The 25,235-nt window shown below is 59.4% G+C and carries 16 protein-coding genes and 3 pseudogenes; 11 read left to right on the plus strand and 8 right to left on the minus strand.

Annotated features, from left to right (window positions below; all coding sequences use genetic code 11):
- Nucleotides 1–127: 127 nt before the first annotated feature.
- A pseudogene (locus RX329_RS07380) lies at nt 128–964 on the plus strand (tyrosine-type recombinase/integrase); the annotation flags it as partial.
- A gap of 717 nt (nt 965–1,681) precedes the next feature.
- Nucleotides 1,682–2,337, plus strand: a pseudogene (locus RX329_RS07385) (NtaA/DmoA family FMN-dependent monooxygenase).
- 1,387 nt (nt 2,338–3,724) lie between these two features.
- Here the strand turns inward: RX329_RS07385 and RX329_RS07390 are convergent.
- Nucleotides 3,725–4,492 carry an outer membrane protein gene (locus RX329_RS07390; protein ID WP_317245584.1) on the minus strand — a complete coding sequence of 256 codons (768 nt, stop codon included), beginning with the start codon at nt 4,490–4,492 and terminating at the stop codon, nt 3,725–3,727.
- Between the two features lie 504 nt (nt 4,493–4,996).
- Here RX329_RS07390 and tnpA point away from each other — a divergent pair.
- The 3 genes from tnpA to tnpC all read left to right on the plus strand — a co-directional run bounded on the left by tnpA (nt 4,997) and on the right by tnpC (nt 7,382).
- On the plus strand, nt 4,997–5,428 hold the full coding sequence (tnpA, locus tag RX329_RS07395) for an IS66-like element accessory protein TnpA (protein WP_247476491.1): 432 nt from the start codon (nt 4,997–4,999) through the stop codon (nt 5,426–5,428).
- Entirely contained in the window at nt 5,425–5,781 is a 357-nt protein-coding gene (gene tnpB, locus RX329_RS07400; RefSeq protein ID WP_026233531.1) for an IS66 family insertion sequence element accessory protein TnpB, read from the plus strand. The genes tnpA and tnpB overlap by 4 nt, the downstream gene beginning before the upstream one ends.
- A 122-nt stretch (nt 5,782–5,903) precedes the next feature.
- Nucleotides 5,904–7,382 carry an IS66 family transposase gene (tnpC, locus tag RX329_RS07405; protein ID WP_247904074.1) on the plus strand — a complete coding sequence of 493 codons (1,479 nt, stop codon included), beginning with the start codon at nt 5,904–5,906 and terminating at the stop codon, nt 7,380–7,382.
- A gap of 1,834 nt (nt 7,383–9,216) precedes the next feature.
- Here the strand turns inward: tnpC and RX329_RS07410 are convergent.
- A protein-coding gene (locus RX329_RS07410) for an IS3 family transposase (protein WP_317245080.1) occupies nt 9,217–10,349 on the minus strand; the annotation gives its coding sequence in 2 pieces (ribosomal slippage) (nt 9,217–10,094 and nt 10,094–10,349; 1,134 coding nt in all).
- A 371-nt stretch (nt 10,350–10,720) separates the two neighbouring features.
- Here RX329_RS07410 and RX329_RS07415 point away from each other — a divergent pair.
- Nucleotides 10,721–10,861 (plus strand): annotated as a pseudogene (locus tag RX329_RS07415) (IS110 family transposase); the annotation flags it as partial.
- Nucleotides 10,862–11,132: 271 nt separating this feature from the next.
- Here RX329_RS07415 and RX329_RS07420 read toward each other — a convergent pair.
- Complete coding sequence (locus RX329_RS07420) at nt 11,133–11,555, minus strand: ThiF family adenylyltransferase (protein WP_317245585.1); 423 nt, start codon at nt 11,553–11,555, stop codon at nt 11,133–11,135.
- A gap of 333 nt (nt 11,556–11,888) precedes the next feature.
- On the opposite strand from RX329_RS07420, the gene RX329_RS41855 reads away from it, so the two are divergent.
- Complete coding sequence (locus RX329_RS41855) at nt 11,889–12,308, plus strand: hypothetical protein (RefSeq protein ID WP_410706475.1); 420 nt, start codon at nt 11,889–11,891, stop codon at nt 12,306–12,308.
- Between the two features lie 298 nt (nt 12,309–12,606).
- Nucleotides 12,607–13,092, plus strand: coding sequence for a hypothetical protein (locus RX329_RS07430; RefSeq protein ID WP_317245587.1), 486 nt, complete (start codon nt 12,607–12,609; stop codon nt 13,090–13,092).
- Between the two features lie 456 nt (nt 13,093–13,548).
- Here RX329_RS07430 and RX329_RS07435 read toward each other — a convergent pair whose 3' ends face one another.
- On the minus strand, nt 13,549–14,580 hold the full coding sequence (locus RX329_RS07435; protein ID WP_231188901.1) for an IS110 family transposase: 1,032 nt from the start codon (nt 14,578–14,580) through the stop codon (nt 13,549–13,551).
- A gap of 138 nt (nt 14,581–14,718) precedes the next feature.
- Here RX329_RS07435 and RX329_RS07440 point away from each other — a divergent pair, with 138 nt between their 5' ends.
- Nucleotides 14,719–16,275, plus strand: a complete 1,557-nt coding sequence (locus RX329_RS07440) for an ISL3 family transposase (protein ID WP_317246389.1) — start codon at nt 14,719–14,721, stop codon at nt 16,273–16,275.
- Nucleotides 16,276–17,024: 749 nt separating this feature from the next.
- Here the strand turns inward: RX329_RS07440 and RX329_RS07445 are convergent.
- Nucleotides 17,025–18,056: an IS110 family transposase gene (locus tag RX329_RS07445; protein WP_317245588.1), complete on the minus strand. Its 1,032-nt coding sequence runs from the start codon at nt 18,054–18,056 to the stop codon at nt 17,025–17,027.
- Between the two features lie 138 nt (nt 18,057–18,194).
- On the opposite strand from RX329_RS07445, the gene RX329_RS07450 reads away from it, so the two are divergent.
- Entirely contained in the window at nt 18,195–19,751 is a 1,557-nt protein-coding gene (locus RX329_RS07450; protein ID WP_317246389.1) for an ISL3 family transposase, read from the plus strand.
- A gap of 471 nt (nt 19,752–20,222) precedes the next feature.
- Here the strand turns inward: RX329_RS07450 and RX329_RS07455 are convergent, their stop codons facing one another.
- The gene (locus RX329_RS07455; protein WP_317245589.1) at nt 20,223–20,909 is read right to left on the minus strand and encodes an HAD family hydrolase; all 687 of its coding nucleotides are present in this window, start codon (nt 20,907–20,909) and stop codon (nt 20,223–20,225) included.
- Between the two features lie 986 nt (nt 20,910–21,895).
- On the minus strand, nt 21,896–22,258 hold the full coding sequence (locus tag RX329_RS07460; RefSeq protein ID WP_317245590.1) for a hypothetical protein: 363 nt from the start codon (nt 22,256–22,258) through the stop codon (nt 21,896–21,898).
- 277 nt (nt 22,259–22,535) lie between these two features.
- Between RX329_RS07460 and RX329_RS07465 the strand changes: the two genes are divergently transcribed.
- The gene (locus tag RX329_RS07465) at nt 22,536–22,697 is read left to right on the plus strand and encodes a hypothetical protein (RefSeq protein ID WP_157158605.1); all 162 of its coding nucleotides are present in this window, start codon (nt 22,536–22,538) and stop codon (nt 22,695–22,697) included.
- Between the two features lie 1,161 nt (nt 22,698–23,858).
- Here the strand turns inward: RX329_RS07465 and RX329_RS07470 are convergent.
- Nucleotides 23,859–25,142 carry an FAD-binding oxidoreductase gene (locus RX329_RS07470; protein ID WP_317245591.1) on the minus strand — a complete coding sequence of 428 codons (1,284 nt, stop codon included), beginning with the start codon at nt 25,140–25,142 and terminating at the stop codon, nt 23,859–23,861.
- Nucleotides 25,143–25,235 lie beyond the last annotated feature (93 nt).

A 25,235-nucleotide genomic window follows, 5' to 3' on the forward strand; every position in this document is an offset into this window, starting at 1 on the left:
CCAAGAGATCGGATCGGCGATATGGAAGCAGGTTACGGCGTGTCGAACGCCGGCCAGCAGCCGTCTTCTTCATGCCTGCCGGTGCGCTGCTGGCAGGTGTTGTTGAGCAGCCGCCGCGCGACGTCCTTCGGTGGACAGGATCGCCAAGATCGGTAAGCGCGGCGCCGCCAAGGACGTGCGCAAGCACACGCATACCTTCCTCGAATGGTGTGTAGGGGAAGGTTATGTGGCGCACAACGTGCTCGCCGGCTATCGCGCGCCCAAGGAAACCCGTGCACAGAGGGTCGGGCGCCGAACGAAGGGCCGCTCGCTGATCGATGAGGAGATCATCAAGGTTTGGCATGCATCCGGCAAACTCGGGGCTTTTGGGCTGTTGACACGCATGTGCCTACTCGGTGGCCCGCGTCGCAGCGAACCAACCATGATCGAGTGGCAAAAGCACATCATGGACGACCGGATCACCTTCGATGCGGCGTGGACCAAGATGGGACTGCACCACGATGTGCCGCGCACTCACCTGGTTGACGAGGTGCTCACGGCCGCGAAACATTTCCAGCGGGCAACCTCTGACTATGTCTTCCCGTCGCCAAAGACCGGCGGCCAGATGTCCGGCTTCACCAAGATGGTCAACCGCTTGGTCAAGGAAGCGAGCGTCGCCAAGTTCACCATGCACGACTTAAGGCGCAGCTTGCGTACCATCATGTCACGCTGTGGCTACGACAACGAAATCCAGCGTCTATGTGTTGGGCAAAAGCCCAGCGGAATCGATCAGGTCTACAATCACGACGAACAGTGGATCATCCGCAAGATGGCCTTTGAAGCTGCTCACGACTACATTGCGGAGTTGGTCGGCGCGAAACGGGTCGGCAAAATCGTGCGCCTTCAGCGGACGAATCCACTTGACCCGATCAAGGCAGAGCTCCTCGGCCGTCTCCGTGAGCATTATGCGGCTGAGGCGCCTTAGTGGTCTTGTCGCACTGGGACAGGTAGTCGCGCACCGCGTCGACACGATAGAGTGGCCGGCCATCGACGTAGCGCCATTTCAGCGGGTGGTTTGGATCGCGCCGCCACTGCTCCAGCGCGCCAGGCGTGCGCCGGATGACCGCGGCCGTCTCTAATGCCGTCAAATTGGAGCTACAGGGCAGCGTATCGATATCGAACGTCGCGGGCGGCGGTGTGCCGCGGTTCTTGCGAGGGCGCTTAGCGGCACACGACATTTGTGTAGTGCCTGGCAATCCAAATGCTTCGACCGGCGTCTTTTCGTCCTTGCCGCGCATGCTTGCGCCCCATGATGGTCTGAGGCAATAAGGTCGTAGACTTCTCCGGCAAGCAAGACATCAAGCGCGCAGGTATGGCTGTGGGTGGCTGTGGCGTACAAAAAGGACGAACCGGTTCGACCGTCCTGGGGCCCGCGGGGAGCGCTTCTCGCTTTCAGTCCGACAAATCAATAACCGGAACTGCGTCTTCGGCTATCTACCTGGCTTGCCGTCCTATTCGGGCACTTCAGTCGCGGGATCGTCAGCACGCACGGAAGTCTGCAGCCGGGCAGGATCGGCTTTCTTGCGCTGTGCCCATTCCACGAGATTCTTCGGGCGGTAGGTCGGGTCGGCGCGCCACCGCTTGAATACGCTGGCGTCGATCGTCTCGTTGATGTTGATGTGGCTGCCGTCGTCCGTTGGGTGTGACCAAGCATCTCGGTCTCGGCGCGACCATTTCGACAACCTACGCCCAGCCCTATGCCCTGGCGCGGGCGCTCGCGACGCTCGACCATCTCAGCGGTGGCCGCGCCGCCTGGAACATCGTCACCTCGTTCCAGGAGGCGGAGGCGCGCAATTTCGGCCTGACCGAGCAGCTCTCACGCAAGGAGCGCTACGAGCGCGCCGACGAATTTCTCGAGGTCGTGACCAAACTGTGGAATTCGTGGGAGGATGGTGCGCTGGTCCGGGATCGCCAGACGCCGCTGTTCGCCGACTCTGCGCGGGTGCACCGGATCGACCATTCCGGCAAATGGTTCAACGTGCAAGGCCCGCTCAATGTCAGCCGGCCGCCGCAGGGGGCCCGGTCTTCATCCAGGCTGGGGCTTCCGATCACGGCCGCGATTTTGCGGGGCGTTGGGCGGAGATCATTTTCGTGACGCCGGGCCTCATCGATGTCGCTGTCGAATTCCGCAACGACTTGCGCGCCCGCGCGGTCCGTTTCGGTCGCGACTCTGATACAGTCAAGGTGTTGCCCGGCATGGTCCCGGTCATTGGCGATACGGAGAAGCAGGCCAAGGCGCTACACGATCAGCTCCACAAATTGGCGCATCCAGAGTCCGGTCTCTCGACTTTGTCCTAAAATCTCGGCGTTGATCTCTCGCGCTTCCCGCAGGACGAGGTCCTGCCTGAGAATCTCGACGTTCCCGGCGTCGAAGAGCACTATCGAGAGGTCGCCGAGCTGAAAGCAGCATGGAAGCACTCCTCGACGTACAGCCTGAGCCGCTCGCCGAGCGTATCGTTCTTCGGGTACATCGCGATGATCGCCATCATGCGTCGCACCGCTGGTGGCGTGATCGCCACCCTCCCAGGGAGAAGACGGCGACATGACAGATCGCGAATTGCTGCGGGACGTGACGGCCATACCAAAGGGAGGCCGCCTGCGTTGCCACAAGCGGCCCAAGTCTAGGGAGGAAACGCCCAAGGAGGGCAACGATAGCAGGGAGCTACCGCATACCCTTAGCTAGACGATCGCGATCAGCGGCTCAATTGAACGTAAGGGGTGATGGAACGATACAAAGGTTTATGGTCCTGTCGGGCTTACTTGCTCTGCTGCTTGAGCGCCCACGGCCGGTAGGCTCCATATCGCGCACCAGCCTTTGTGTGGGAGATGGTACGAAAGGAAATTCGAAAATCAAAAACCCCAAATACCCTCAAAGGTCGCGGTCGCGCGGTCCCTGCGGAGGTTGACATGCCCAGAGGTACCCGGACGACCGGACTGTGCGCAGGGTGGCCGCGTCGGTCCGCGCAGCGTGTTATCACCTCGACGCTCACGACCACTATGTCCGCTCACCGGGGGATATTGTTGCAAAAGTATCGAAAATCGAACGAGCCTGAAATTCTCGCGAAAGTAGATTTCTAGACCTCTCTGCTCCTGCGTCGCTATTCAGCTCCGCTACGAAGGTCCGTGGTCGATTTTGGACGAACCGATATGGTCCCTCAAGTCGCCGCGCGTAAAACGCATCAGCAGCTCTAAAAAATTTCGTTCGTCACCCCAAAAAGACTTTTTCAACACGATCCGGGGCAAAGCAGACATCCCGCCGCAAGGCCGCGACTTCCGATTCCGTTCGTTGACCCGATGTGGAAGTGGGGCCGACGCTTGAGCCTTTGTCATGCGTCGTCCTCGCCTGAGCGTGCACGCGCAGGGTCGACGTGCAACTGAAACCCCATTGCGTGCAAAACGCTCAAGACGGTGCTGAATTCGGATTTGCTTCGCCGCCTGCGAACGCGCGGTAAAAGCTAGTTCGTGTGATCCCAGAACCTCGCGCGAGCTCCGAAATGTCGTGCAGGCGGGCCGCATCCTCAATCGCACGACAAATATCGGCTCGCCAGTCTCGAATGCCGCATTGAGGCGTTCCGCAACTGTCGGATCTGATGCAGCGCCTTGCAACTTTCTCTGACATGGGCGTCAAACAAAAAGCCGGGCAAAATGCCCGGCCCATTGTGCTGACAAAAGCGTCGAGATGAAGTCAGTATCTCGCGGCGATAGGAGGTGTTCCCAAGCCGCCGAAGCGATAGTTAAAGCGCAGGGTGACCATGTCCACGTCCTGGCGGACCCCGTCGCCCAAGAGGGTGACCCCTCCGGGCGTGACCACGCCTGCGAAGGAGGTATTGTCGCGGCCCATCCAGAGATGGTCGTATTCAACACCGACCGACCAGTTCGGTGCGAAACCATATTCCCAGCCCACGCCAAGGGCGCCGCCCCAGCGCGTGTGACTTGCCGAGGCGAGGCCGACCCCGGTGATGTTGTTGAACACGTCAAAGCGATTGTGAGTGACGGCCGCGCCGCCCTTCACGTAGAGCAGCGATGCGTTCCATGCCCAACCGAGTTGGGCCGTGAAGAGGCCAATGCCATCGGTTTTCCCTGTGGTCGAAATCAGCGGATCGATCAGGCTGACGCGCGTATTCTTGATGTCAGCCCAATCGCCCTGTGCTTCCAGTCCCAACACAAACTGATTGGTTTGCCAGCGATACCCGATCTGTCCGCCAACAAGACCTCCGGAGCGATCAGCGCAACCGCCCGCAACTGTCCCTGCGAGCGTAACGAAATCCACACAGCTGTGGGTTTGGCCCCAGCCGCCGTTGGCGCCGATGTAGAAACCTGTCCAGTCATAGATCGGAGCGACCACCGGCGGCGGCGCCTTGGTGTAGGGGCGAGCCGCCAAATCAGCCGCCGACGCAGGGCCGGATAGAGCGACGGCCATCATCCCGGCCGCCACAATCAGAAGCTTTTTCATTACGAGAAATCTCCCCAGAAAGAAGTTTAAAAAAGGCACGACGCCCACCTAAGGAATCAATGGTATCCCGTTCGCCTGCAGGTTGATGTAGCCAAGCCGCAACACCCGGCTCAGATGTTTAGTGGCAATTCCTTGCAGGGAACCAAATGCCCGCCAACGTGCATCAAATCGCGAGCGGGGGCTTCTGGTCGACCGTTGGACTGCAGCATGGGAGCCCCCGCGCGAACCGGCGTCACAAACTTGTGGCATGACCATTGCATAATTCAGGACAACTGGGATTTCAGCGCTCAGTTAGAGAATAAGCGCTGCCGGGACGCTTATTTCGAGCCCGGCGACGCCCGCATATTGTTTCGAGAAGCGGGGTATTTGGCGCATGGCATACGACACGGCAACAGTACATTTGCTACGCGACGTTCTAGAGTAAGCGTCGTTCCGCTCCCACCTTCTCGCGGCACATGGGATAGGCGAGTTTCACGATCTCTTTGAAGGGATCGGCTTGTGTCTATGCTTGACCATACGCTTAGATCGGACGTGACGGCGCGCCGGCTGGAAGTGATCACGGAGACGGGACGCCGTCGTTGGTTCTCCAAGGACGACAAGGCCCGGATTGTCGAGGAGACGCTGGTCTCGGGCGCCGTCGTTTCTGAGATTGCCCGGCGACACGGGCTGACCCCACAACAAGTGTTCACCTGGCGCCGGCAAGCACGCCGGTTGCCGACGCCGATGGCTGACGATCCACCGTTTGTACCGGCGGTGGTAGACGCCTTGGTACCGGCCGTGGCTGTTGGCCATGAGCGCAAGACAGCGCGACGCAAGGCCAAGCCGGATATCGGGGGCATCGAGATCGAAGCCGAGGGCGTCACTATCCGGGTCGGCCGAGGCGCGGATGTGGCGATGATTGCGGCCATCGTCCATGCGCTGAAGGCAAGCCGGTGATCGGCCCGTCCGGAACTGTCCGGGTGATGGTGGCAACCAAGCCGGTCGACTTCCGCAAGGGAATGGAGGGGCTTGCCATATTGGTACGCGAGCACATGCAGGCTGACCCGTTCTCGGGTGCTGTTTATGTGTTCCGTGCCAAGCGCGCCGACCGGATCAAGCTGATCTTCTGGGATGGTACGGGTTTGTGCCTGTTCGCCAAGCGGCTCGAAGACGGCGTCTTCCGCTGGCCGAAGATCGAGGATGGCGTGATGCGTTTGTCGGCGGCGGAATTGTCGGCGCTGCTCGAAGGGCTCGATTGGCGGCGTGTCCACGCGGCACGGGAGACGGTCGTGCCGACGCAAGTCGGATAATTGTGAGCCGTGCTGCGGCGAAGTGAATCAGGGGCATCGAGCACGTCGTCAAGCGGGCGCGAATATGCTCTGATTTACCTGTGAGCGATAACCTTCCTGATGATCCCGAGACGCTCAAGGCGATGCTGCTGGCAGCGCTTCACGAGAGCGAGCGGCTGCGTCAGATTATCAAGGAGCTGCAACGCCACCGCTTTGGCCGGAAGGCAGAGTCGCTTCCCGAGGAGCAGATGCTGCTGGGCCTCGATGACGTCCAACAGGTCGCAGCCTTTGCCGAGGCTGGTCGGGACGAGACAGCCCCGGAAGGCCGGGCGGAGCGCGCACGCAAGCGCCGCGTCAATCGCGGAGCACTGCCGGCCCACCTGCCGCGGATCGAGGTCGTCGTCGACCTCGACGACAAGACCTGCCCCTGCTGCCAGGGCGAACTGCATCGGATCGGTGAAGACAGGAGCGAGCGGCTGGACATGGTGCCGGCGCAGTTCCGCGTTGTCGTCACCCGGCGTCCTAAATACGCCTGCCGAGCCTGCGAAGATGGCGTCACGCAGGCCGAGGCTCCGGCCCGGCTGATCGAGGGCGGCCTGCCAACGGAGGCAACCGTCGCCCAGGTTCTGGTGTCCAAATATGCCGATCATCTGCCGCTCTACCGGCAGGCCCAGATCTATGCCCGCCAAGGCATCGCTCTCGATCGATCGACGCTGGCGGACTGGGTTGGGCATGCCGCCTTCCATCTGCGCCCGCTGCATGAGCGCCTTCTCGCTCTGCTTCGCGCGAGATCCAAGCTGTTCGCCGACGAGACCACGGTGCCGGTGCTCGATCCGGGTCGAGGGCGCACCAAGACCGGCCAGCTCTGGGCCTATGCAGCCGACGACAGGCCCTGGGGCGGCCTCGATCCGCCCGGCATTGCCTATGTCTATGCACCCGACCGCAAAGCCGAGCGGCTGTTCAGCCATCTCGCCGGCTTCAAGGGCGTCCTGCAGGTCGATGGCTACAACGCCTATCCAAAGCTTGCCGAACGCGGCGGAGTCGAGCTCGCCTTCTGCTGGGTGCACATGCGGCGCAACTTCTACGAACTCGCGACAGCCGGCCCCGCTCCAATCGCAAGCGAGGCGCTCAACCACATCGCCGCATTCTATGCGATCGAGAAGGAGATTCGCGGCCGCAGCGCGGAGGAGCGTCGCCTCGTGCGGCAGCAGAAGAGCCGACCACTGGCCGATGCCTTTGAGGTATGGCTGCGCGCCAAGCTGGCTCTCATCAGCCAGAAGATCAAGCTCGCCGAGGCCATCCGCTATGCTCTCTCGCGCTGGCAAGGACTGACGCGCTTCATTGACGATGGCCGGATCGAACTCGATAACAACACCATCGAGCGATCAATCCGCGGTATCAAACTTTGCCGCAAGAATGCACTATTTGCAGGATCCGACGGCGGCGCCGAGCATTGGGCGGTCATCGCTTCCTTGGTCGAGACCTGCAAGATCAACGACGTCGATCCGCTCGCCTACCTCACCGACGTCCTGACCAGGATCGTCAACGGACATCCAAACCGCGACATCGACCTGCTACTGCCCTGGGCCTACCGCGCTCAAGCCCTCAAAGCCGTGGCCTGACAACGACGCTTACGTTCTAGACGACGTTCTTTCCAGTCCGTCATTCACTCGTCAGCAGCAACGAAGTTGCCGAGCGCGTTCTCTTGCTCGCTTCCCAAGGCGAGCGTGAACCGATCAGGATCAAGCGACACCTGCTAAATGAGTTTTTGACATCCGCTACCAGCGAAGCCAACGGGGTCGCCCCTTCGCCTGATCGACGGTGAGCCTGCTTGGCCGCCAAGTGCCGCTGGTAACGCCCTGTGGGTTCGATCGTGTCTACGATGCCACCACTGCCGCTCATCGGAGCATTCCCTGCCCATTGGCATGTCGCCTTGTGTTGTGCACAAAGCGGACTTGCTGAAGGCCAGCCCGAATGTCCGCTTCTGTGAAGGGTTTCGGATGCCGGCCCCATGACGGTGTTGCCGCGCACACGGGGGCCGGCGTCCGAAAGCCTCCAAAGGAGGAAACCGCGCTGGGGGGACGTAGGACAATGCCGCGTGATCGAGCTAGTCGCGTCGAACAACCTTCAGACGATCAGGACGATCGCCTATGGGGATTTAATGTTTGGCGGCACCTCTACTTTCAATGGCTTGGCTATAGCAAAAATACCACACCACACAATCTAAACGTGAGCTCCTCGATATTCGAAGGCCATGAGGCAAACTGATCTCTGGCGGCTGGAAAGCCCCCGGAGCTATCAGAGCCGAAACTGTTTCGAACTGCTCGTCAAGAGCATCACCGCATTTGTAACCCTGCTTACGTCGAGATTCCTGGACTGGGTCCAACGAGCGCGACGTTGCACACAATCGCGATCGAGGGTTCGAGTTGGCTCTTGTGCAATGGTTGGTGCTCCGCCACGAACTTCCAGATCAGCACGTCCTCGATCATCGGATCATCGCCAGCTACGGGCTAATTGCCCCGCTCGTCACGATGAGTTGTCGCCTATTGCTTCGCCGTGTCGCCAGCCGCGGCGTTCTACCGCGCGAGCGGTTTAGTCCTTTGGGCGGAACTCCGACATCGAAGGTCCTTACGGTGAGACCTTGGCCGCGTCGTCGCCTCCGTTGTGCCCGCCATGCCAACCACAGCAATCTGTAGCGGCTTGCCTGTCCATCGTGGCCGGGCGGAGCAGTTGCCATTTCTGCTCCCCGCCAAAGGACTAAACCGCTCGCGCGGTAGAACGCCGCGGCTGGCGACACGGTGAAGCAATCGGCGGCAGCGGTGACGAGCGGTGCTAATGCCGTTGGCGATGATTGGATAATCGAGAGCCTGCTGACCTGAGAGTTCGCGGCGCAGCACGCCAATTACACAAGAGTCGACTCGAACGCGGCATTCTCGACCGTGATTGGGGGCGCCATCGCGCTCGTTGGACCCAGTCCAGGAATCTCGACGCAAGCAGAGTTACAAATGCGATGGTGCTCTTGACGAGCAATTCGAAAGAGTTTCGGCTCGGTAGCTCAGAAGGCTTTGCAGGTCGATAGAGATCAGTTTGCCTCTTGAGATTCGAATATCAGGGAACTCACGTCTAGATTGTGTGGTGTGGTATTTTTACTACGGCCAAGTCCTTGAAAGTACGGGTGCCAAACATTAAATCCCCATAGACGACCCCATTGATCGTCTGAAGGTTGTTTGACGCGACTTAGATCCATTACGAGGCACCGTCCTACGTCCCCCAGCGCGGTTTCGTCCTTTGGAGGCTTTCGGACGCCGGCCCTCGGAGCCCGCGGCACCGTCACTCACTGGGCCGGCATCCGAAACCCTTCACATACTCTGACGGCGGCTGGGGGCCTGTAGAAGTGAGCTGGTCCCGGTTGTCTGAACAAAAATTCCGCGTCGATAAGTGGAGCCTCTGCCGGGGTTAGGCCGCCGCGCGGAGCGGCGGAAGGTTGAAGTAGGCTTGATCCGGGGTCATGTCGTCAAGACTCGAATGCGGACGTCGTCCGTTGTAAAAATCGAGATACCGGCCAATCGAATGTCGTGCCTCGCCGACGGTTTCGTAGGCTCGCAGATAGACCTCCTCGTATTTGATGCTGCGCCACAGCCGTTCGACGAACACATTGTCCCGCCAGGCCCCTTTGCCATCCATGCTGATGGCGATGCGGTGGCTGGCAAGCACGCCGGTGAAGGCCGCACCGGTAAACTGCGAGCCTTGGTCGGTGTTGAAGATGTCCGGCTTGCCGTGACGAGCCAAGGCATCCTCCAGCGTCTCGACGCAGAAGGCTGCTTCCATGGTGATCGACAGCCGCCACGACAGAACACGACGGGTTGCCCAATCGAGCACGACCGCGAGGTAGACAAAACCGCGCTCCATCGGGATGTAGGTGATGTCCATCGCCCAGACCTGGTTCGGTCGCGTGATCTCCATGCCGCGCAGCAGGTATGGATGGATCTTGTGGCCGGGCTCGGGTCTGCTGGTGCGCGGACGGCGATAGAGCGCCTCTATCCCCATCCGCCGCATCAGCGTCTTCACATGCCGACGGCCGATCTTGCACCCCTCGGCAGCCAGCAGGCCTTTCAGCATACGCGAACCGGCGAAGGGAAACTCCAGATGCAGCCGGTCGAGACGCCGCATGATCGCGAGATCGGCGTCCGGCACCGGGCGCGGCTGGTAATAAACGCTGCCGCGGCTGATCTTCAAAACTTCCGCCTGCCTGGTGATCGACAGATCGTGCTCACGGTCGATCATCGCTTTGCGCTCAGCAATCCCGCCTTGGTGAGCGCGCCTTCTAAAAAATCGTTCTCCAGCGTCAGCTCCCCGATCTTGGCATGCAGCGACTTCACATCGATCGCAGGCGCCGCCGGCGCAGCGCCGCCAAGTCCAAAAACTCCGGAAGCGCCACCCTCCAGCTGCGCCTTCCACGCCGTGATCTGATTGGGATGGACATCAAAGTGCTCGGCCAGTTGGGCTATCGTCCGGTCCCCCTTCACCGCGGCAAGCGCCACCTTCGCCTTGAAAGCCGGAGTGTGGTTCCGGCGTGCTCGTCTGCTCATCGTCGCTCCTGATTCGCAGACACCAGCGTGCCCGCTGTCAGGCAGAAACTCCACTTACCGACCTGTTCAAATTTGCGGAGCCGGCTCTAAGTTCGATGTGTATCTGAACACCAAGCGTGATCTGTTGGTTGTGCGCAATGGCTTGCCAATTCCTTTTCCTGACGCTTCAGGCAGATGGCGTAAGAAGAAAAATGTGGCGAGCGTCAGCGAGGACATTAACCTCGCCGTTCAGAGACAGGGCTACTACATGCGCAAACTAACGGATTTTAAGAAGCGGTAGTCCGCAAAGCGCATGTGCTGGTGTGGACGGCCTCTCATCCCCACGGTTTGATGGCGCTCTCGGCGTCACAGAAAGATGAGAGGAAAGTCTAATGAATATTCCCGTTCGTATCGGCATGGATACCTCGAAGTCGGTGTTCCAGCTTCACGGTGTTGATGAAAATGAGGTAGTGGTTGTCCGGCGCCAATTTCGGCGAGCCGAGATGATCCGCTACTTCGAGCGGCTTCCGCCGGTTAGGTCTACGGCCAGCTTCCGGCGCTGCATGCGCAAATCGTCGAGAGCCCCCGGTCATTCAAGCTAACGTAACCGTCTACAATGAGTCCAATCGCGTTTGCAGTAATAACCGGGTCGCGGCTTGGCGTTGTTGGTCGAGATCTCCCGCTCGTGCCAGCGGAACAGCACCTGGGTCGGCCTCGGGCTCGGCCCAAACCCGATCAGGCGCTCCAGAAGCTCGTTAATGGCGGCTGAAGCGATGCTGGTGGTGAAGGTCACCACCGCTGGTTCTATGCCTCCCAGGAGGGCGCGTAGCCCTCGTTTTCAAGTCGTATCCGCTCCTCCGGCGTTCGCAGCTCGGTTTGCCCGCGGGCAAGGTCGATCCGGTCGCGGCAGACGAGGCAGGCGCCCCCCGGGGTGAGGGTGGTTACGCGGCCGTTGATGCTTGCCAAGGCCCCATCGCCGCCCAGCAGCACGCCGCAATCGATCACAGGGGTGGCCATGAAGGTCGAGAACCGCGACAGAACCAGGCCGCCGGCGTTGTCATCAGTGCAACCAAAGACAACGTCGCACGGCATCAGCCCGCGCGCGGTTTTTTCAAGCGTAACCATCGCCGTCACGGTACGGCATTCGAGATCTGGTGCTATCGCTGTCAGATGGCTTTGTAGCATCTCCGTCTGTGGTTTGCCGACCGCGGCAGGGGTGGGAGCCATAGACACGGGTGTTCTTCGGCGCCAACGGCGGGATACTCGCGCCTCAGTGTCTGGTCCCCGACATTAACGTCTTCAGCCGGACACGGCTGAAGACGACAAACGCGGAATGTTGAATGATGATGGAGGCCTCTCATGTTCAATCGCGAACATCTGCTCCACGACGAGCTTACGACCGAGTCGCTCGGCTGATGCAGGCAGCGTCGCTGCCCGTGACGGATATGCAAATGAATTCGTCACATTGTTGCGGCGCGGGGTGGCCACGTAGAAAGTCCGCTTGCTACCATCGGGGAAGCGTTCAAGTCCGACGCCGGTGTGAGGAGACTGATATTTGCTGTGTGCGCTTTCCAGTCAGTTGCGGGCGGTTGCACGCGGCGCCGCGTCGTCAAGATCACCGGCATCGCCTTGACTGGGTGTCGACACCCCGGCGTCCCCCCCGTTGTCAGGAAGGCACAGCCGCTCATCGAGAAGGTCTGGAGGCACTGCGAGGACAAAGGTTCGCGGGGCCGGACGGTTAAACTGAGGGGCAGGTTCAACGATCTCGAGATCATCACGCGGAGCAGGACCGGACGCGTCCCGATTTCGAGCCGCTGCGAGCTCGAAACTTGTCGCTCGTCTTCCTTCAAACGAGATACCCGCTCCAAAGCCGATCCGCCTTCTCGTCTTCACGCCAGGGCGAACCGTAGGCCGAGCTGCAGCTCGGCCTACCAATTTGAGTCCGCATCGATCAGAATCAAGCCCGCGGTACATCAGTAGAGCGCGAGCCCTCGTGCGCAGCGCGGCAGAGTTTACCTCAACTGCGGGAATCCCAAGGTCGAAAGACTTACGCTAGGATAGGCGTCCATGTTTGAACACCCCACGACCGCTCTATCGCGAGCGGTACTTGACGAGGTCTGCGAGACGCTTCCGCGCAAGGGGAGCGGCGCTGGATTGGCCTCCAAGATCGTCGAAGCCGCAAAGACCGACGAAACAACGCCGAAGCTGCTGCGGCAGATCGGGCGTAAAGCCCTGGCCCGAGCGTCGATCATGTGGCGTTGATCGGGCGAGGTGCGGAGTGAACTTCCAGGTCACAGTCTTGAAGATCCTGGTGAGTTACCCCCAAGGATTTGCCGTGATGGCGGACCTCAAGCGGGACATGGCAATCCTCGCGACCAGCGGCCCGGAATGGGCCGAGCGCACCAAACGGCTGGCCGCGCGCGTTCCCGGGCTGGACATTTTTTCGGACGGCCTCGTTGAGCGCCAAAACGGCGGTTGGAGAATCACGGTGAGAGGGCGAGTTGTGCTCGAGACCATGGAGGCGCGCCGAGGCCAAGACGAGCCGACGGAGAAGGTCCCAGTCGAAACGGCCGGGCCGGTGCCATCGGTGCCCAGCCCTCGGAACGAGCGAACCGCTGACGCGAGCGCTTCCAGCGTCGCCGCGAAGCCCGCGAACGCGCGCGAGCGCATGCATCTTGAGGAGCAGCCGCCGAGTTCTCCCAGCGGCTCAGAAAGTCAGGTCGTTGACTCGCCTGTGGCGCACACGAACAGGTTCCCTGGGTAGGGGGTGTGGGAGCGAATTGGACTATGTCCGCCAGCAGCGGCGAAGCGCATCTCCATCCGGCAGCGCGACCCGCGCGTCAAACCGAACCGGTGCCTTTGGCGTACCGTGCGGCACGAGCGCTGGTGCTGTTACGGTTGCGGAGTTCCGGATGCCCAACTGGCCCCGTCAGCGTCCAACCATGGGTCTGACTCATATGTGGAACGGCCCGGGCTGCAAGATCTTTCTCTGGTTGAACAAGGGATGACGGTGCGGTCATATGTTCGGCCTGTGAACGCGGCGCCTAGCCGCTGGCCACGATGATATCCGCGGAAGCAATCGCCCAATCAATTTCTCGCGCTCGAAGCGCAGTGAGTCAGGCGGTCTGATTGCTACCGGGAATGACGTCATTCGGGGTTCATCCAGATTTGCACCTTGCCTCCTCGGCAGCGTTCTTCTTCCGCCGGAGAGCTCTTGAGATTAGGATTTCAGCATTGCGGCCGGCGCCTGATAGTTGCCGCCTCTGACCAGCAAGGCCCAGATCGTGCGCGCAATCTTATTAGCGAGCGCGACCGATACGACCTTGACCGGCCGTCTTTGCAGCATGGTCCGAATCCAGAGTGGGACTTTCAATCCTCGTTTAGCAAGCTTGATGATAGAGGTCGCACCAACGATCAGGAGCGTCCGTAGTTGCCGATTTCCGCGCTTTGATATCGCGCCGAGCCTTTCTTTCCCGCCGCTCGACTGTGCCCTCGGTGTGAGCCCCGTCCAAGCCGCAAAATCTCGTGCAGTCGCAAAATCGCGAGCATCCACGACGGATGTCCGAACGGTAGCGGCGATGAGAGGACCGACACCCGGAATGCTCATCAGACGCCTTGCATCAGGGTCCTTTCTGACGGCAACCAAAATCTCTCTGTCGAGCTTCTCTATGCGGGTTGTAAGCAGCTCAATCTGTTCAGCGAATAGGATCAGGGCAAAGCGGGCGGCGCCGGGAATCCTATTGTCTTTTTCGTCCCGGAGAAGCACCAGGAGTTTTGCGATGCTTGCCATGCCTGTGCCAGCGATAATGCCCAATTCGGCCATATGGGCACGCAGGGCATTTGCAGTCTGGCTGCGCTGCTTCATCAGCATCTCTCGCGTTCGCAAAATCATGCTGGCTGCTTGTTGTTCGGCAGTCTTCACGGGCACGAACCGCATTGTCGGGCGGTTGACCGCCTCACAAATGGCTTCAGCATCCGCCGCGTCGGTCTTGTTTCGTTTGACGTAAGGCTTCACGTAGGCTGGCGGCATCATGCGGACAGAGTGGCCCAACGCCGCTATCTCGCGTGCCCAGTGATGGGCACTCGCACAGGCCTCCATACCTACCACGCAAGCTGGAAGGCTCCGAAAGAAGGGCAGAACCTGCGATCGCCGCAATGTGCGACGAACCAAGACTTTCCCGTTTTCGGCGATGCCGTGAACTTGAAAGATCGACTTGGCCAAATCCAAACCCACTGTGATAATCTTCTCCATGGAACGGTCCTTCGTTTGTGGCGCCTCTCTACGCGACCACGTTAGGCACTTTTGATGCGGTTCGAAGGGCCGTTCCACACCATCATTTCTGATGAAGTTTGGCGGGCGACTGTGGTTCTCAAACGGAGAATCAGCGCCATGCGGACGGGCTTTCAAATCTCATCGCTAGTACCGAGTGGTTTGGTGTTTGTTGGTGTAAGTGACTCAATGGATTCGCTTATTCTGGCTGTTAGGTCGGAAGCTGCGGAGGCTCGGTGCCCTTTGTGCGCGACACTATCGCGCCGAGTCCATAGCCGCTACATCCGGCACGTGGCCGATTTGCCATCAGCGGGCAGAAAGGTGCGCCTCCGATTACTCACGCGGCGCTTCACATGCGAGGTGCCGCATTGCCGCCGGCGGATCTTCGCGGAGCGGTTCGGAGAAGACGTCGTTCCGCTTCGACGGCGTCGGACGGCACGGCTCGAACACATCGTCCATCACCTGGGGTTGGCGCTCGGCGGCCGGCCGGCAGCAAGCTTCGCCAAGCGGCTCATGCTGCCTGTCAGCAACGATACCTTGCTGCGGGTGGTCCGCCGGCGGGCGGCGATGCCGATGGATCCCTTGCTTGTTGTGGGTATTGATGACTGGGCGTTCCGGAGAAATCGTCGGTACGGGACCATCGTGTGCGATTTGGAGCGTCGGCGGATCGTTGCCTTGCTACCCGACCGGGAAATGGCGACCGTTCAGGCGTGGCTGTCGAAGCACCCGGGCATCAACATTGTGTCGCGAGATCGCGGTGGTGGATATGGCGAGGCAGCAGCCAAGGCGCTGCCGAACGCCATCCAGGTCGCCGACCGCTGGCATCTGATGGAAAACGCGAGCGCGGCCTTCCTTGAAGCGGTGCGCCGTTCGATGAGCAAAATCCGAGCCGCAATCGGGGCGACGACGATCGATCTTAAACTGCTGACCTGCGCGGAAAAGCTTCGCTATCAGGGTTATCTGCGGCGCCAGGACAGCCATGCCGCAATCGCGGCTCTTGTCAGCGACGGTGTGCCGCTCAAGGAGATCGTCCGCCGCACAGGACATAGTCGCAATCTGGTTCGCCAAATTAGTCGCGGCGGCGGTACGGATATCTTCCGCACCCGTCAAAGCACCCTGGATGGGCACCTGCCATTCCTGGACGCGCAGTGGTCAGGCGGCTGTCGTAACGGTGCCGAACTCTGGCGCCGTTTGAGAGGGCAAGGCTTTAAGGGATCGCTGCGCGTGGTGGCGGAATGGGCCACGCGACGGCGACGCGCCGAGACCATCAGCCGTCAACAATTGCAGAGGGTCCCCGCCGCCCGGACGATAGCGCAGTTGATGACGATGAAGCGGGACCACCTAACCAAGGCCGAGACCGTCACGGTTGCCGCTATTGAACAAAGCGTCCCGATGCTGGCCGATGCCAACGCTCTCGTTGGCCGCTTCCACGCGATGATCCGAAAGAGGGCCGAGATCGAGCTCGAACCTTGGATAGATGAATCCAAGCGGAGCCTCATTGGCTCGTTCGCGAATGGGATCGCCAACGACAAGGGCGCGGTGCACGCGGCTATCACGCAACCGTGGTCCAATGGCCAAGTGGAAGCTCAGATCACCAAGCTCAAGCTGGTCAAGCGGCAGATGTACGGGCGCGCTAAGCTCGATCTCCTTCAGGCTAGGCTGATTGGCGCGCCATAAAAACAAACACGATCATCGAATATGCGTCAGAGCCCAACCATGACCCCGGCCTACTGCTGATTTCGTCCAGACCAGTACTGACTTGCGATGGAATAGCTGGGGTCAGCGTTCGACGCACGGGGTGAAGTTGCTCTCCGATTCTACAATGTGACGCTTGCCAACACGCTCGACTATCTGGGATCGCTGAGGTCGTAAGAGCGGCAATGTGTGGGTGAGAGATGGGTTATTGTTCGATCTGGCATCGTCAAGCCTCGAGCAGTGCACCGGTGACGACTACAGGCGCCTGGAATGCCGCGAGTGCGGCAGGTACCGGATTACGGGTTCGGTATTGCAGATGCTGGACTCGCGACTGAGTTGAGCCATGCGACGCGTGCGATGTCGAAGGCGGAGTTCGAATCGCCGAGATAAACTCGTTCAACATGGACGACATGATCAAGGTTTTACAGACGCTGTGCGGTGATTCTTCGCCGATCATGATTTGTGCATATGTGGAACGGCCCGGGCTGCAAGATCTTTCTCTGGTTGAACAAGGGATGACGGTGCGGTCATATGTTCGGCCTGTGAACGCGGCGCCTAGCCGCTGGCCACGATGATATCCGCGGAAGCAATCGCCCAATCAATTTCTCGCGCTCGAAGCGCAGTGAGTCAGGCGGTCTGATTGCTACCGGGAATGACGTCATTCGGGGTTCATCCAGATTTGCACCTTGCCTCCTCGGCAGCGTTCTTCTTCCGCCGGAGAGCTCTTGAGATTAGGATTTCAGCATTGCGGCCGGCGCCTGATAGTTGCCGCCTCTGACCAGCAAGGCCCAGATCGTGCGCGCAATCTTATTAGCGAGCGCGACCGATACGACCTTGACCGGCCGTCTTTGCAGCATGGTCCGAATCCAGAGTGGGACTTTCAATCCTCGTTTAGCAAGCTTGATGATAGAGGTCGCACCAACGATCAGGAGCGTCCGTAGTTGCCGATTTCCGCGCTTTGATATCGCGCCGAGCCTTTCTTTCCCGCCGCTCGACTGTGCCCTCGGTGTGAGCCCCGTCCAAGCCGCAAAATCTCGTGCAGTCGCAAAATCGCGAGCATCCAAAACCGATGTCCGAACGGTAGCGGCGATGAGAGGACCGACACCCGGAATGCTCATCAGACGCCTTGCATCAGGGTCCTTTCTGACGGCAACCAAAATCTCTCTGTCGAGCTTCTCTATGCGGGTTGTAAGCAGCTCAATCTGTTCAGCGAATAGGATCAGGGCAAAGCGGGCGGCGCCGGGAATCCTATTGTCTTTTTCGTCCCGGAGAAGCACCAGGAGTTTTGCGATGCTTGCCATGCCTGTGCCAGCGATAATGCCCAATTCGGCCATATGGGCACGCAGGGCATTTGCAGTCTGGCTGCGCTGCTTCATCAGCATCTCTCGCGTTCGCAAAATCATGCTGGCTGCTTGTTGTTCGGCAGTCTTCACGGGCACGAACCGCATTGTCGGGCGGTTGACCGCCTCACAAATGGCTTCAGCATCCGCCGCGTCGGTCTTGTTTCGTTTGACGTAAGGCTTCACGTAGGCTGGCGGCATCATGCGGACAGAGTGGCCCAACGCCGCTATCTCGCGTGCCCAGTGATGGGCACTCGCACAGGCCTCCATACCTACCACGCAAGCTGGAAGGCTCCGAAAGAAGGGCAGAACCTGCGATCGCCGCAATGTGCGACGAACCAAGACTTTCCCGTTTTCGGCGATGCCGTGAACTTGAAAGATCGACTTGGCCAAATCCAAACCCACTGTGATAATCTTCTCCATGGAACGGTCCTTCGTTTGTGGCGCCTCTCTACGCGACCACGTTAGGCACTTTTGATGCGGTTCGAAGGGCCGTTCCACACCATCATTTCTGATGAAGTTTGGCGGGCGACTGTGGTTCTCAAACGGAGAATCAGCGCCATGCGGACGGGCTTTCAAATCTCATCGCTAGTACCGAGTGGTTTGGTGTTTGTTGGTGTAAGTGACTCAATGGATTCGCTTATTCTGGCTGTTAGGTCGGAAGCTGCGGAGGCTCGGTGCCCTTTGTGCGCGACACTATCGCGCCGAGTCCATAGCCGCTACATCCGGCACGTGGCCGATTTGCCATCAGCGGGCAGAAAGGTGCGCCTCCGATTACTCACGCGGCGCTTCACATGCGAGGTGCCGCATTGCCGCCGGCGGATCTTCGCGGAGCGGTTCGGAGAAGACGTCGTTCCGCTTCGACGGCGTCGGACGGCACGGCTCGAACACATCGTCCATCACCTGGGGTTGGCGCTCGGCGGCCGGCCGGCAGCAAGCTTCGCCAAGCGGCTCATGCTGCCTGTCAGCAACGATACCTTGCTGCGGGTGGTCCGCCGGCGGGCGGCGATGCCGATGGATCCCTTGCTTGTTGTGGGTATTGATGACTGGGCGTTCCGGAGAAATCGTCGGTACGGGACCATCGTGTGCGATTTGGAGCGTCGGCGGATCGTTGCCTTGCTACCCGACCGGGAAATGGCGACCGTTCAGGCGTGGCTGTCGAAGCACCCGGGCATCAACATTGTGTCGCGAGATCGCGGTGGTGGATATGGCGAGGCAGCAGCCAAGGCGCTGCCGAACGCCATCCAGGTCGCCGACCGCTGGCATCTGATGGAAAACGCGAGCGCGGCCTTCCTTGAAGCGGTGCGCCGTTCGATGAGCAAAATCCGAGCCGCAATCGGGGCGACGACGATCGATCTTAAACTGCTGACCTGCGCGGAAAAGCTTCGCTATCAGGGTTATCTGCGGCGCCAGGACAGCCATGCCGCAATCGCGGCTCTTGTCAGCGACGGTGTGCCGCTCAAGGAGATCGTCCGCCGCACAGGACATAGTCGCAATCTGGTTCGCCAAATTAGTCGCGGCGGCGGTACGGATATCTTCCGCACCCGTCAAAGCACCCTGGATGGGCACCTGCCATTCCTGGACGCGCAGTGGTCAGGCGGCTGTCGTAACGGTGCCGAACTCTGGCGCCGTTTGAGAGGGCAAGGCTTTAAGGGATCGCTGCGCGTGGTGGCGGAATGGGCCACGCGACGGCGACGCGCCGAGACCATCAGCCGTCAACAATTGCAGAGGGTCCCCGCCGCCCGGACGATAGCGCAGTTGATGACGATGAAGCGGGACCACCTAACCAAGGCCGAGACCGTCACGGTTGCCGCTATTGAACAAAGCGTCCCGATGCTGGCCGATGCCAACGCTCTCGTTGGCCGCTTCCACGCGATGATCCGAAAGAGGGCCGAGATCGAGCTCGAACCTTGGATAGATGAATCCAAGCGGAGCCTCATTGGCTCGTTCGCGAATGGGATCGCCAACGACAAGGGCGCGGTGCACGCGGCTATCACGCAACCGTGGTCCAATGGCCAAGTGGAAGCTCAGATCACCAAGCTCAAGCTGGTCAAGCGGCAGATGTACGGGCGCGCTAAGCTCGATCTCCTTCAGGCTAGGCTGATTGGCGCGCCATAAAAACAAACACGATCATCGAATATGCGTCAGAGCCCAACCATGACCCCGGCCTACTGCTGATTTCGTCCAGACCAGTACTGACTTGCGATGGAATAGCTGGGGTCAGCGTTCGACGCACGGGGTGAAGTTGCTCTCCGATTCTACAATGTGACGCTTGCCAACACGCTCGACTATCTGGGATCGCTGAGGTCGTAAGAGCGGCAATGTGTGGGTGAGAGATGGGTTATTGTTCGATCTGGCATCGTCAAGCCTCGAGCAGTGCACCGGTGACGACTACAGGCGCCTGGAATGCCGCGAGTGCGGCAGGTACCGGATTACGGGTTCGGTATTGCAGATGCTGGACTCGCGACTGAGTTGAGCCATGCGACGCGTGCGATGTCGAAGGCGGAGTTCGAATCGCCGAGATAAACTCGTTCAACATGGACGACATGATCAAGGTTTTACAGACGCTGTGCGGTGATTCTTCGCCGATCATGATTTGTGCATTCCAAAAAAACCGTAGCTTCGTAAGATTGGCAACAGCTCATGAAGGTTGTTAATCGTGTAGTCTGGATGCGCCGCTTGCAGGCGCGCCTCGGAAACAAATCCCCCGGTAATGGCTATACTTATAAGTCCGAGATTCCGTGCAATATCCGTTTCGATCGGCATATCGCCGATGATGAAAGTTGACGCTGGTTTCAAGTTGTTCTTCTGCATGTATAGACGAAGTCGCTCTCCTTTGCTTGTCGATTTGTATTGCGTGTCGCGGCTTTCGAACGCGAGCACATCGTCGATGCAGTCATTGATTCCAAGTCTTCTCAATTGGTAGCGCAGAGGGTCGACTATATGGTTGCTCACGATGATGGACGAAGCCCCTTCTCGGCGCGCCAAATCCAAGACTCTGCGCGCGCCCTCGCGTAGATCGGCTCTGCCCGCAAGAGCCTCATAGGCCTCGTGAAACATTGCACTCCCATCGCGATCCACCGTCGCAAGCTCGTCTCGCGATAGTCCGAGGCTGCGATAAAGAAGAGACAGCGGAACGTCGCAATGTTCCCGAAGCGTCTTCATGTCGATCGTTGTACGACCAAAGCGATCTAGAATTGCATTGGTGGTTTCGAGCAGTGCGTATGCATCATCGAGCAACGTTCCATTCCAATCGAAGACGAGAACCGGTTTCATGATCTGACCTTAAGCATAGATTCCGTGCGGGTGCCACCGTCGTTCGCCACGTATAGTAGCACCGAACTACTACGGCATGGGCATCGACACACTAGATGAGTTGAAATGCTGGCGAGAATGGAGACGATTGACGCCCGCGATCAATCGAGCAAGTTTCATTTGGACTCCTGGGCCGGCGACTGCGAGGCCGTCATGATCGTACGGGCTCTTTTCGGTGTCCCAGCAATCCACGTGCCACCAAAGCCATTTGCGAGCCTCGCTTGAAGAGGGCAAAACCATGTTCTTCGGCTCAGGCGACGGAATACTCGCGCGTCAGTGTCTGGTCTCCGACATTAACGTCTTCAGCCGGATACGGCTGAACACGACAACGCGAAATGTTGAATATGATGGAGGCGCCATTCGCAAGTGTTCGCGGGCGGCGCTCCATGGAGACAGGGCCTTTGCGCTGAAGACGCTCCGGTTGGCATGGGGAAGTCGGGCTTCAGCAGGCGACTGCCTGAGCAACACGCGATTTGAGGACCGCGAAGCGATCTTTCGTGGCGAGCACTCGCGGTCCTTGGCAGACTCGAGCTTCGCTGAATGCGCCTCAGGTCCGCTCATCATCCGGCTTGGGGACGCGGCCCTTGCCTCGCACTTATGTAAACGGTTACACCCAACGCACGGGCAGGGCGAAGATGCTAAAGCCCTCGCACAATTCCCGCCAGAATATCTGCCCGCTTAAGACATTTTCGACCGTAGCAGCGCAGAAGCTGCATCGCGTGTCGCGCACGTTACGTCATCTAAAAGCGCACGTTCCTGCGACCTACGGTGATCGCGAATCGCTTCGCAAGATTAGGTGGCCGACAGTTGACGAAAGCAACAGGGGCTCAGACAGAAGAAGTTGAGCTGCTGCAAGAACACGCAAGGCTTAGAAATATGATCTAACCTGGGCATGTCCCTGCCGGGTTAACTTTGTAACTAGCCGCCCGGCAGCGCTCCTGGCAGCCTTATTGTGTTCCGGCTTGTGGACCGTGGAGGATGGTGCGCGTCAAGACTTCGACCCGTTCGGCAATTTGGCGAATTCGCCTCGCCACGTCCTCGACTGCGGTCATGTCCACCGGCTGCGTGCAGGAAATTGAGCTCATCTTCGCGTTAAGGTCCCTCAGCTCAGCCTTGCAGCGATCTAACTCCGCGTTGAGCATCGCAACTTCATTCATCGCCATTGCCCGTATTGCCGTTGCTTCCGAGAAGATGTTTGTTCGGAGCATGCACCTGATTGCAATCTTTGTCGCGCTCGCGTGGTTCCACATGGGTAGGGGCATCTCGAAAGGCACAGAACGGCGAACCCAAACACCGACCGGGTCGTTCACGCGCACAGCTGCAAATGGAGTCCCCATACCCTATTTATATAAAGGAATGAATTTCAATGGCGCGCGCATGCGTTCCTCTCAGCAAAGCCCGGGCGACCGGCCGCACTCGCAAGAATCCAAAACGATTTTCGGGCCGCAAAGAGCCAAACGGCTTGGGTCCGTTAGGCGAACCGCCGAAATGCTTAGGCAAACCGCACGAGCGCGAGGCGCGGCGAACGCTGTCTGATGACCTTCGATGGTTCAACCCGGAGCCACCGGACGCTAGTGGCAATGGCAAGTGGGCTGGTTGCGCGGCAAATCGGAGGCGAAGACGTTTGCGAAAGCTCTGAATCTTCTCAGAATGATGCTGAATTCCATTGGCGGCTCGCTGTCCGATGCATCGAAAGTAATGATGCCGGAAGTGGAAGATGCTGAAGACCCGGCCGCGAAATACTTCTAGCTCATTCTCAAGTACTCTCGCCTGAATGGGCATCTCCAAACAAGAGTGTAGAAGCCCGGCTGAACCGGACTTCCGCTGTTGTCGGTCGCTCACTTCGGATTGTGATCTGCCCATACGATCAGACGCCATCGAATGGTGCTTGTGTTGACGTATGCGCATGTTTGCTTTGCGGAGGCAATGTGTGGCCTGCTGCAATTCCGATTGCGCGATGACAGCCCATGCATCGGTAGAGAGCGGCAAAGGGGAGCCGCGACTCCCGGCCCCTGATCCTGATCGAAACAGTCGCTGTTAGATTGCGGTAGGTAGTTGGCGTTCTTATAGGTAGCCATTCGACTTCTGTCACTAGAGTAAAGCCGGACTTGACCTCTCGGGGCTTACCGAATGTAATGCTGTTGCTGCTAACATCAGCGTTTGGCCCGCAGTCCGCAGCGTTGCGCGGGCAATCGGGGCCGCCAGTCGCAAGCTGGCGGTTCTCCCCGATTCGTTACGAGCAGTGGAACACGTTTCCCGGCGTGCAACCGCAAATAGCGGAACCTTATGCCGGCTATTCACAGGGCCTTCCTGTGGACAACCTCATTATTCGGAAGAGATATCGCCGCGCACCACACGCGCTCGGCGCATGGATTAATTATGACACCCAAACAGAAAGCCGCGCTGGCATCTAGCACTACGATGCCGGGATAAAGCAGGGAGGCGAAGTTGCCCTGTCCATCATAAGGGAGTTTCCAGACGGGTTCAGCGAAACGAAATGACGCAGAACTCGCCTCACAGGCTGGCGCTTCCCTTTCGACCGCCGTGACGGCAACTCATGAGCGCTTCCAGTTTGGGGTGGGCCTTCGCGCTGGTGTCTCGCGATATCGAGAAACCCTTTTAAAGTGCGGCTTCGGTCACTGCCGGCTTTTGCGTTGAGCGCGTCTTCATCGAGCGATCCGTCGGGGAGATGATCCGCCTCCACGGTGCGGACTGGCATTCGGCGGCGAACCGACAGCTCGAGTCATGAACGTCACCCGTCGCAAGCTCGTCGTTTTCACCATCCGATTGTCTGACCCGAGGTATCCTAAGTTCCATGACGGCGCCCTTGAACGCATCATAACAACATCACGAGGACCGGCATGCTTCGAGCGAGGGCAGCTTGTGAAGCCAACCGGGTTGCTGGGGTGATCAGAACCAGGAATCCATCAGGTGAACAAGCTGGGAGCCCGCCGTATAAAACGCCTCCTGCGCTGCACGAAAGCGCTGGGCTTCAACGGCGGTGACCGGCAACGGCAGGTCGTTCTCCGCGATCTGCCCCAATACATACGAAGCCAAAACACTGCCAAACACAGTGCCTGGTGCGATTCCGCGGCCGTTATAGCCACTGAAACCGATGACTTTGCGGTCCAGCTTGTGAAGCCGGGGCAAGTTGTCGGAGGTCATTCCAATCATGCCAAACCAGCCGGTTTCAAACTGGACGCCCCGAAGTCCTGGAAAAAGCTTGTGCAACGATCTTTGGGCCCAAGCGCGGTGAATAGATCGCCCAATCCCCTCAAGCGCACCAACACTGCCAAACACGAGTCGCCCGGAGCGATCGAGACGAAACGAAGAGAGGACTTCTCGAGTGTCCCACACACCCTGCCGCTCAGGCAGGATCGACTTTCTCAGATCATCAGGCAGACATGGCGTGCCAAAGTTGAAATAGGGCAGTTGAATCTGTTCCTGCCGTACCTCAGACCAAAGTCCCTTGCTATAAGCGTCCGTCGCGACGACCACCCAGTCGGCCTCTACAGATCCGCTTTCGGTGCCGACTCTCCAGCGGAAACCATTCTGTTGCGCCATGACGGCCTCACTATGCGTAAATATCCTGGCTCCCATCGCAAGCGCGGCCCGCGCTAACCCTCGCACATAAGCCAATGGCTGTATGGTGCCGGCGCGCTTATCGAGCAGCGCGCCGGTGTAGTCGCCACCGCCTACTTTGCTGCGTGTTGCCTCCGCATTTAGCACCAGGACGGGCGCTCCACGCTTCTGCCACTGTTCGGCACGGGCCTCAACCTCCTCCAAGCCCTTACGTCCGACCGCACAATGCAAGGTGCCGGCACGTTCGACTTCACATTCGATGTGGTGCTTTTCGATGAGCTCGAATACCGTCTGCGGTCCGCGGCCGAGCTGTTCAAGTAACCGTTCTCCAAAAGGCGCGCGGAGCGCGGCCGGAAGCGACCCAGGCATGAGCCACATGCCCGCATTCACGAGTCCGACGTTCCGCCCGGACCCGCCGAATCCTATTTCAGACGCCTCCAAAAGCGCAACACGCGCTCCACCTTCAGCTAGATGAAGGGCCGCCGACAGCCCGGTATATCCACCGCCAATCACGACGATATCCGCTGCAATTTCATCAGTAAGTGGAGCAGTTTGTGGCGCTGGTGGCGCAGTCAGCACCCACAGTCCGTGTGATCGTCGATTGTTTCGCATCCGCCAATCCTCTTACAAGTAGCTGCTTGATCGACCCGAGCTCCAGCAGCCATCGTGAATACCGCTAAGTTCTGGCGGACCTCTCTAGTATCC

This window comes from Bradyrhizobium sp. BWC-3-1 (assembly GCF_032917965.1).
Lineage (GTDB): Bacteria > Pseudomonadota > Alphaproteobacteria > Rhizobiales > Xanthobacteraceae > Bradyrhizobium > Bradyrhizobium canariense_D.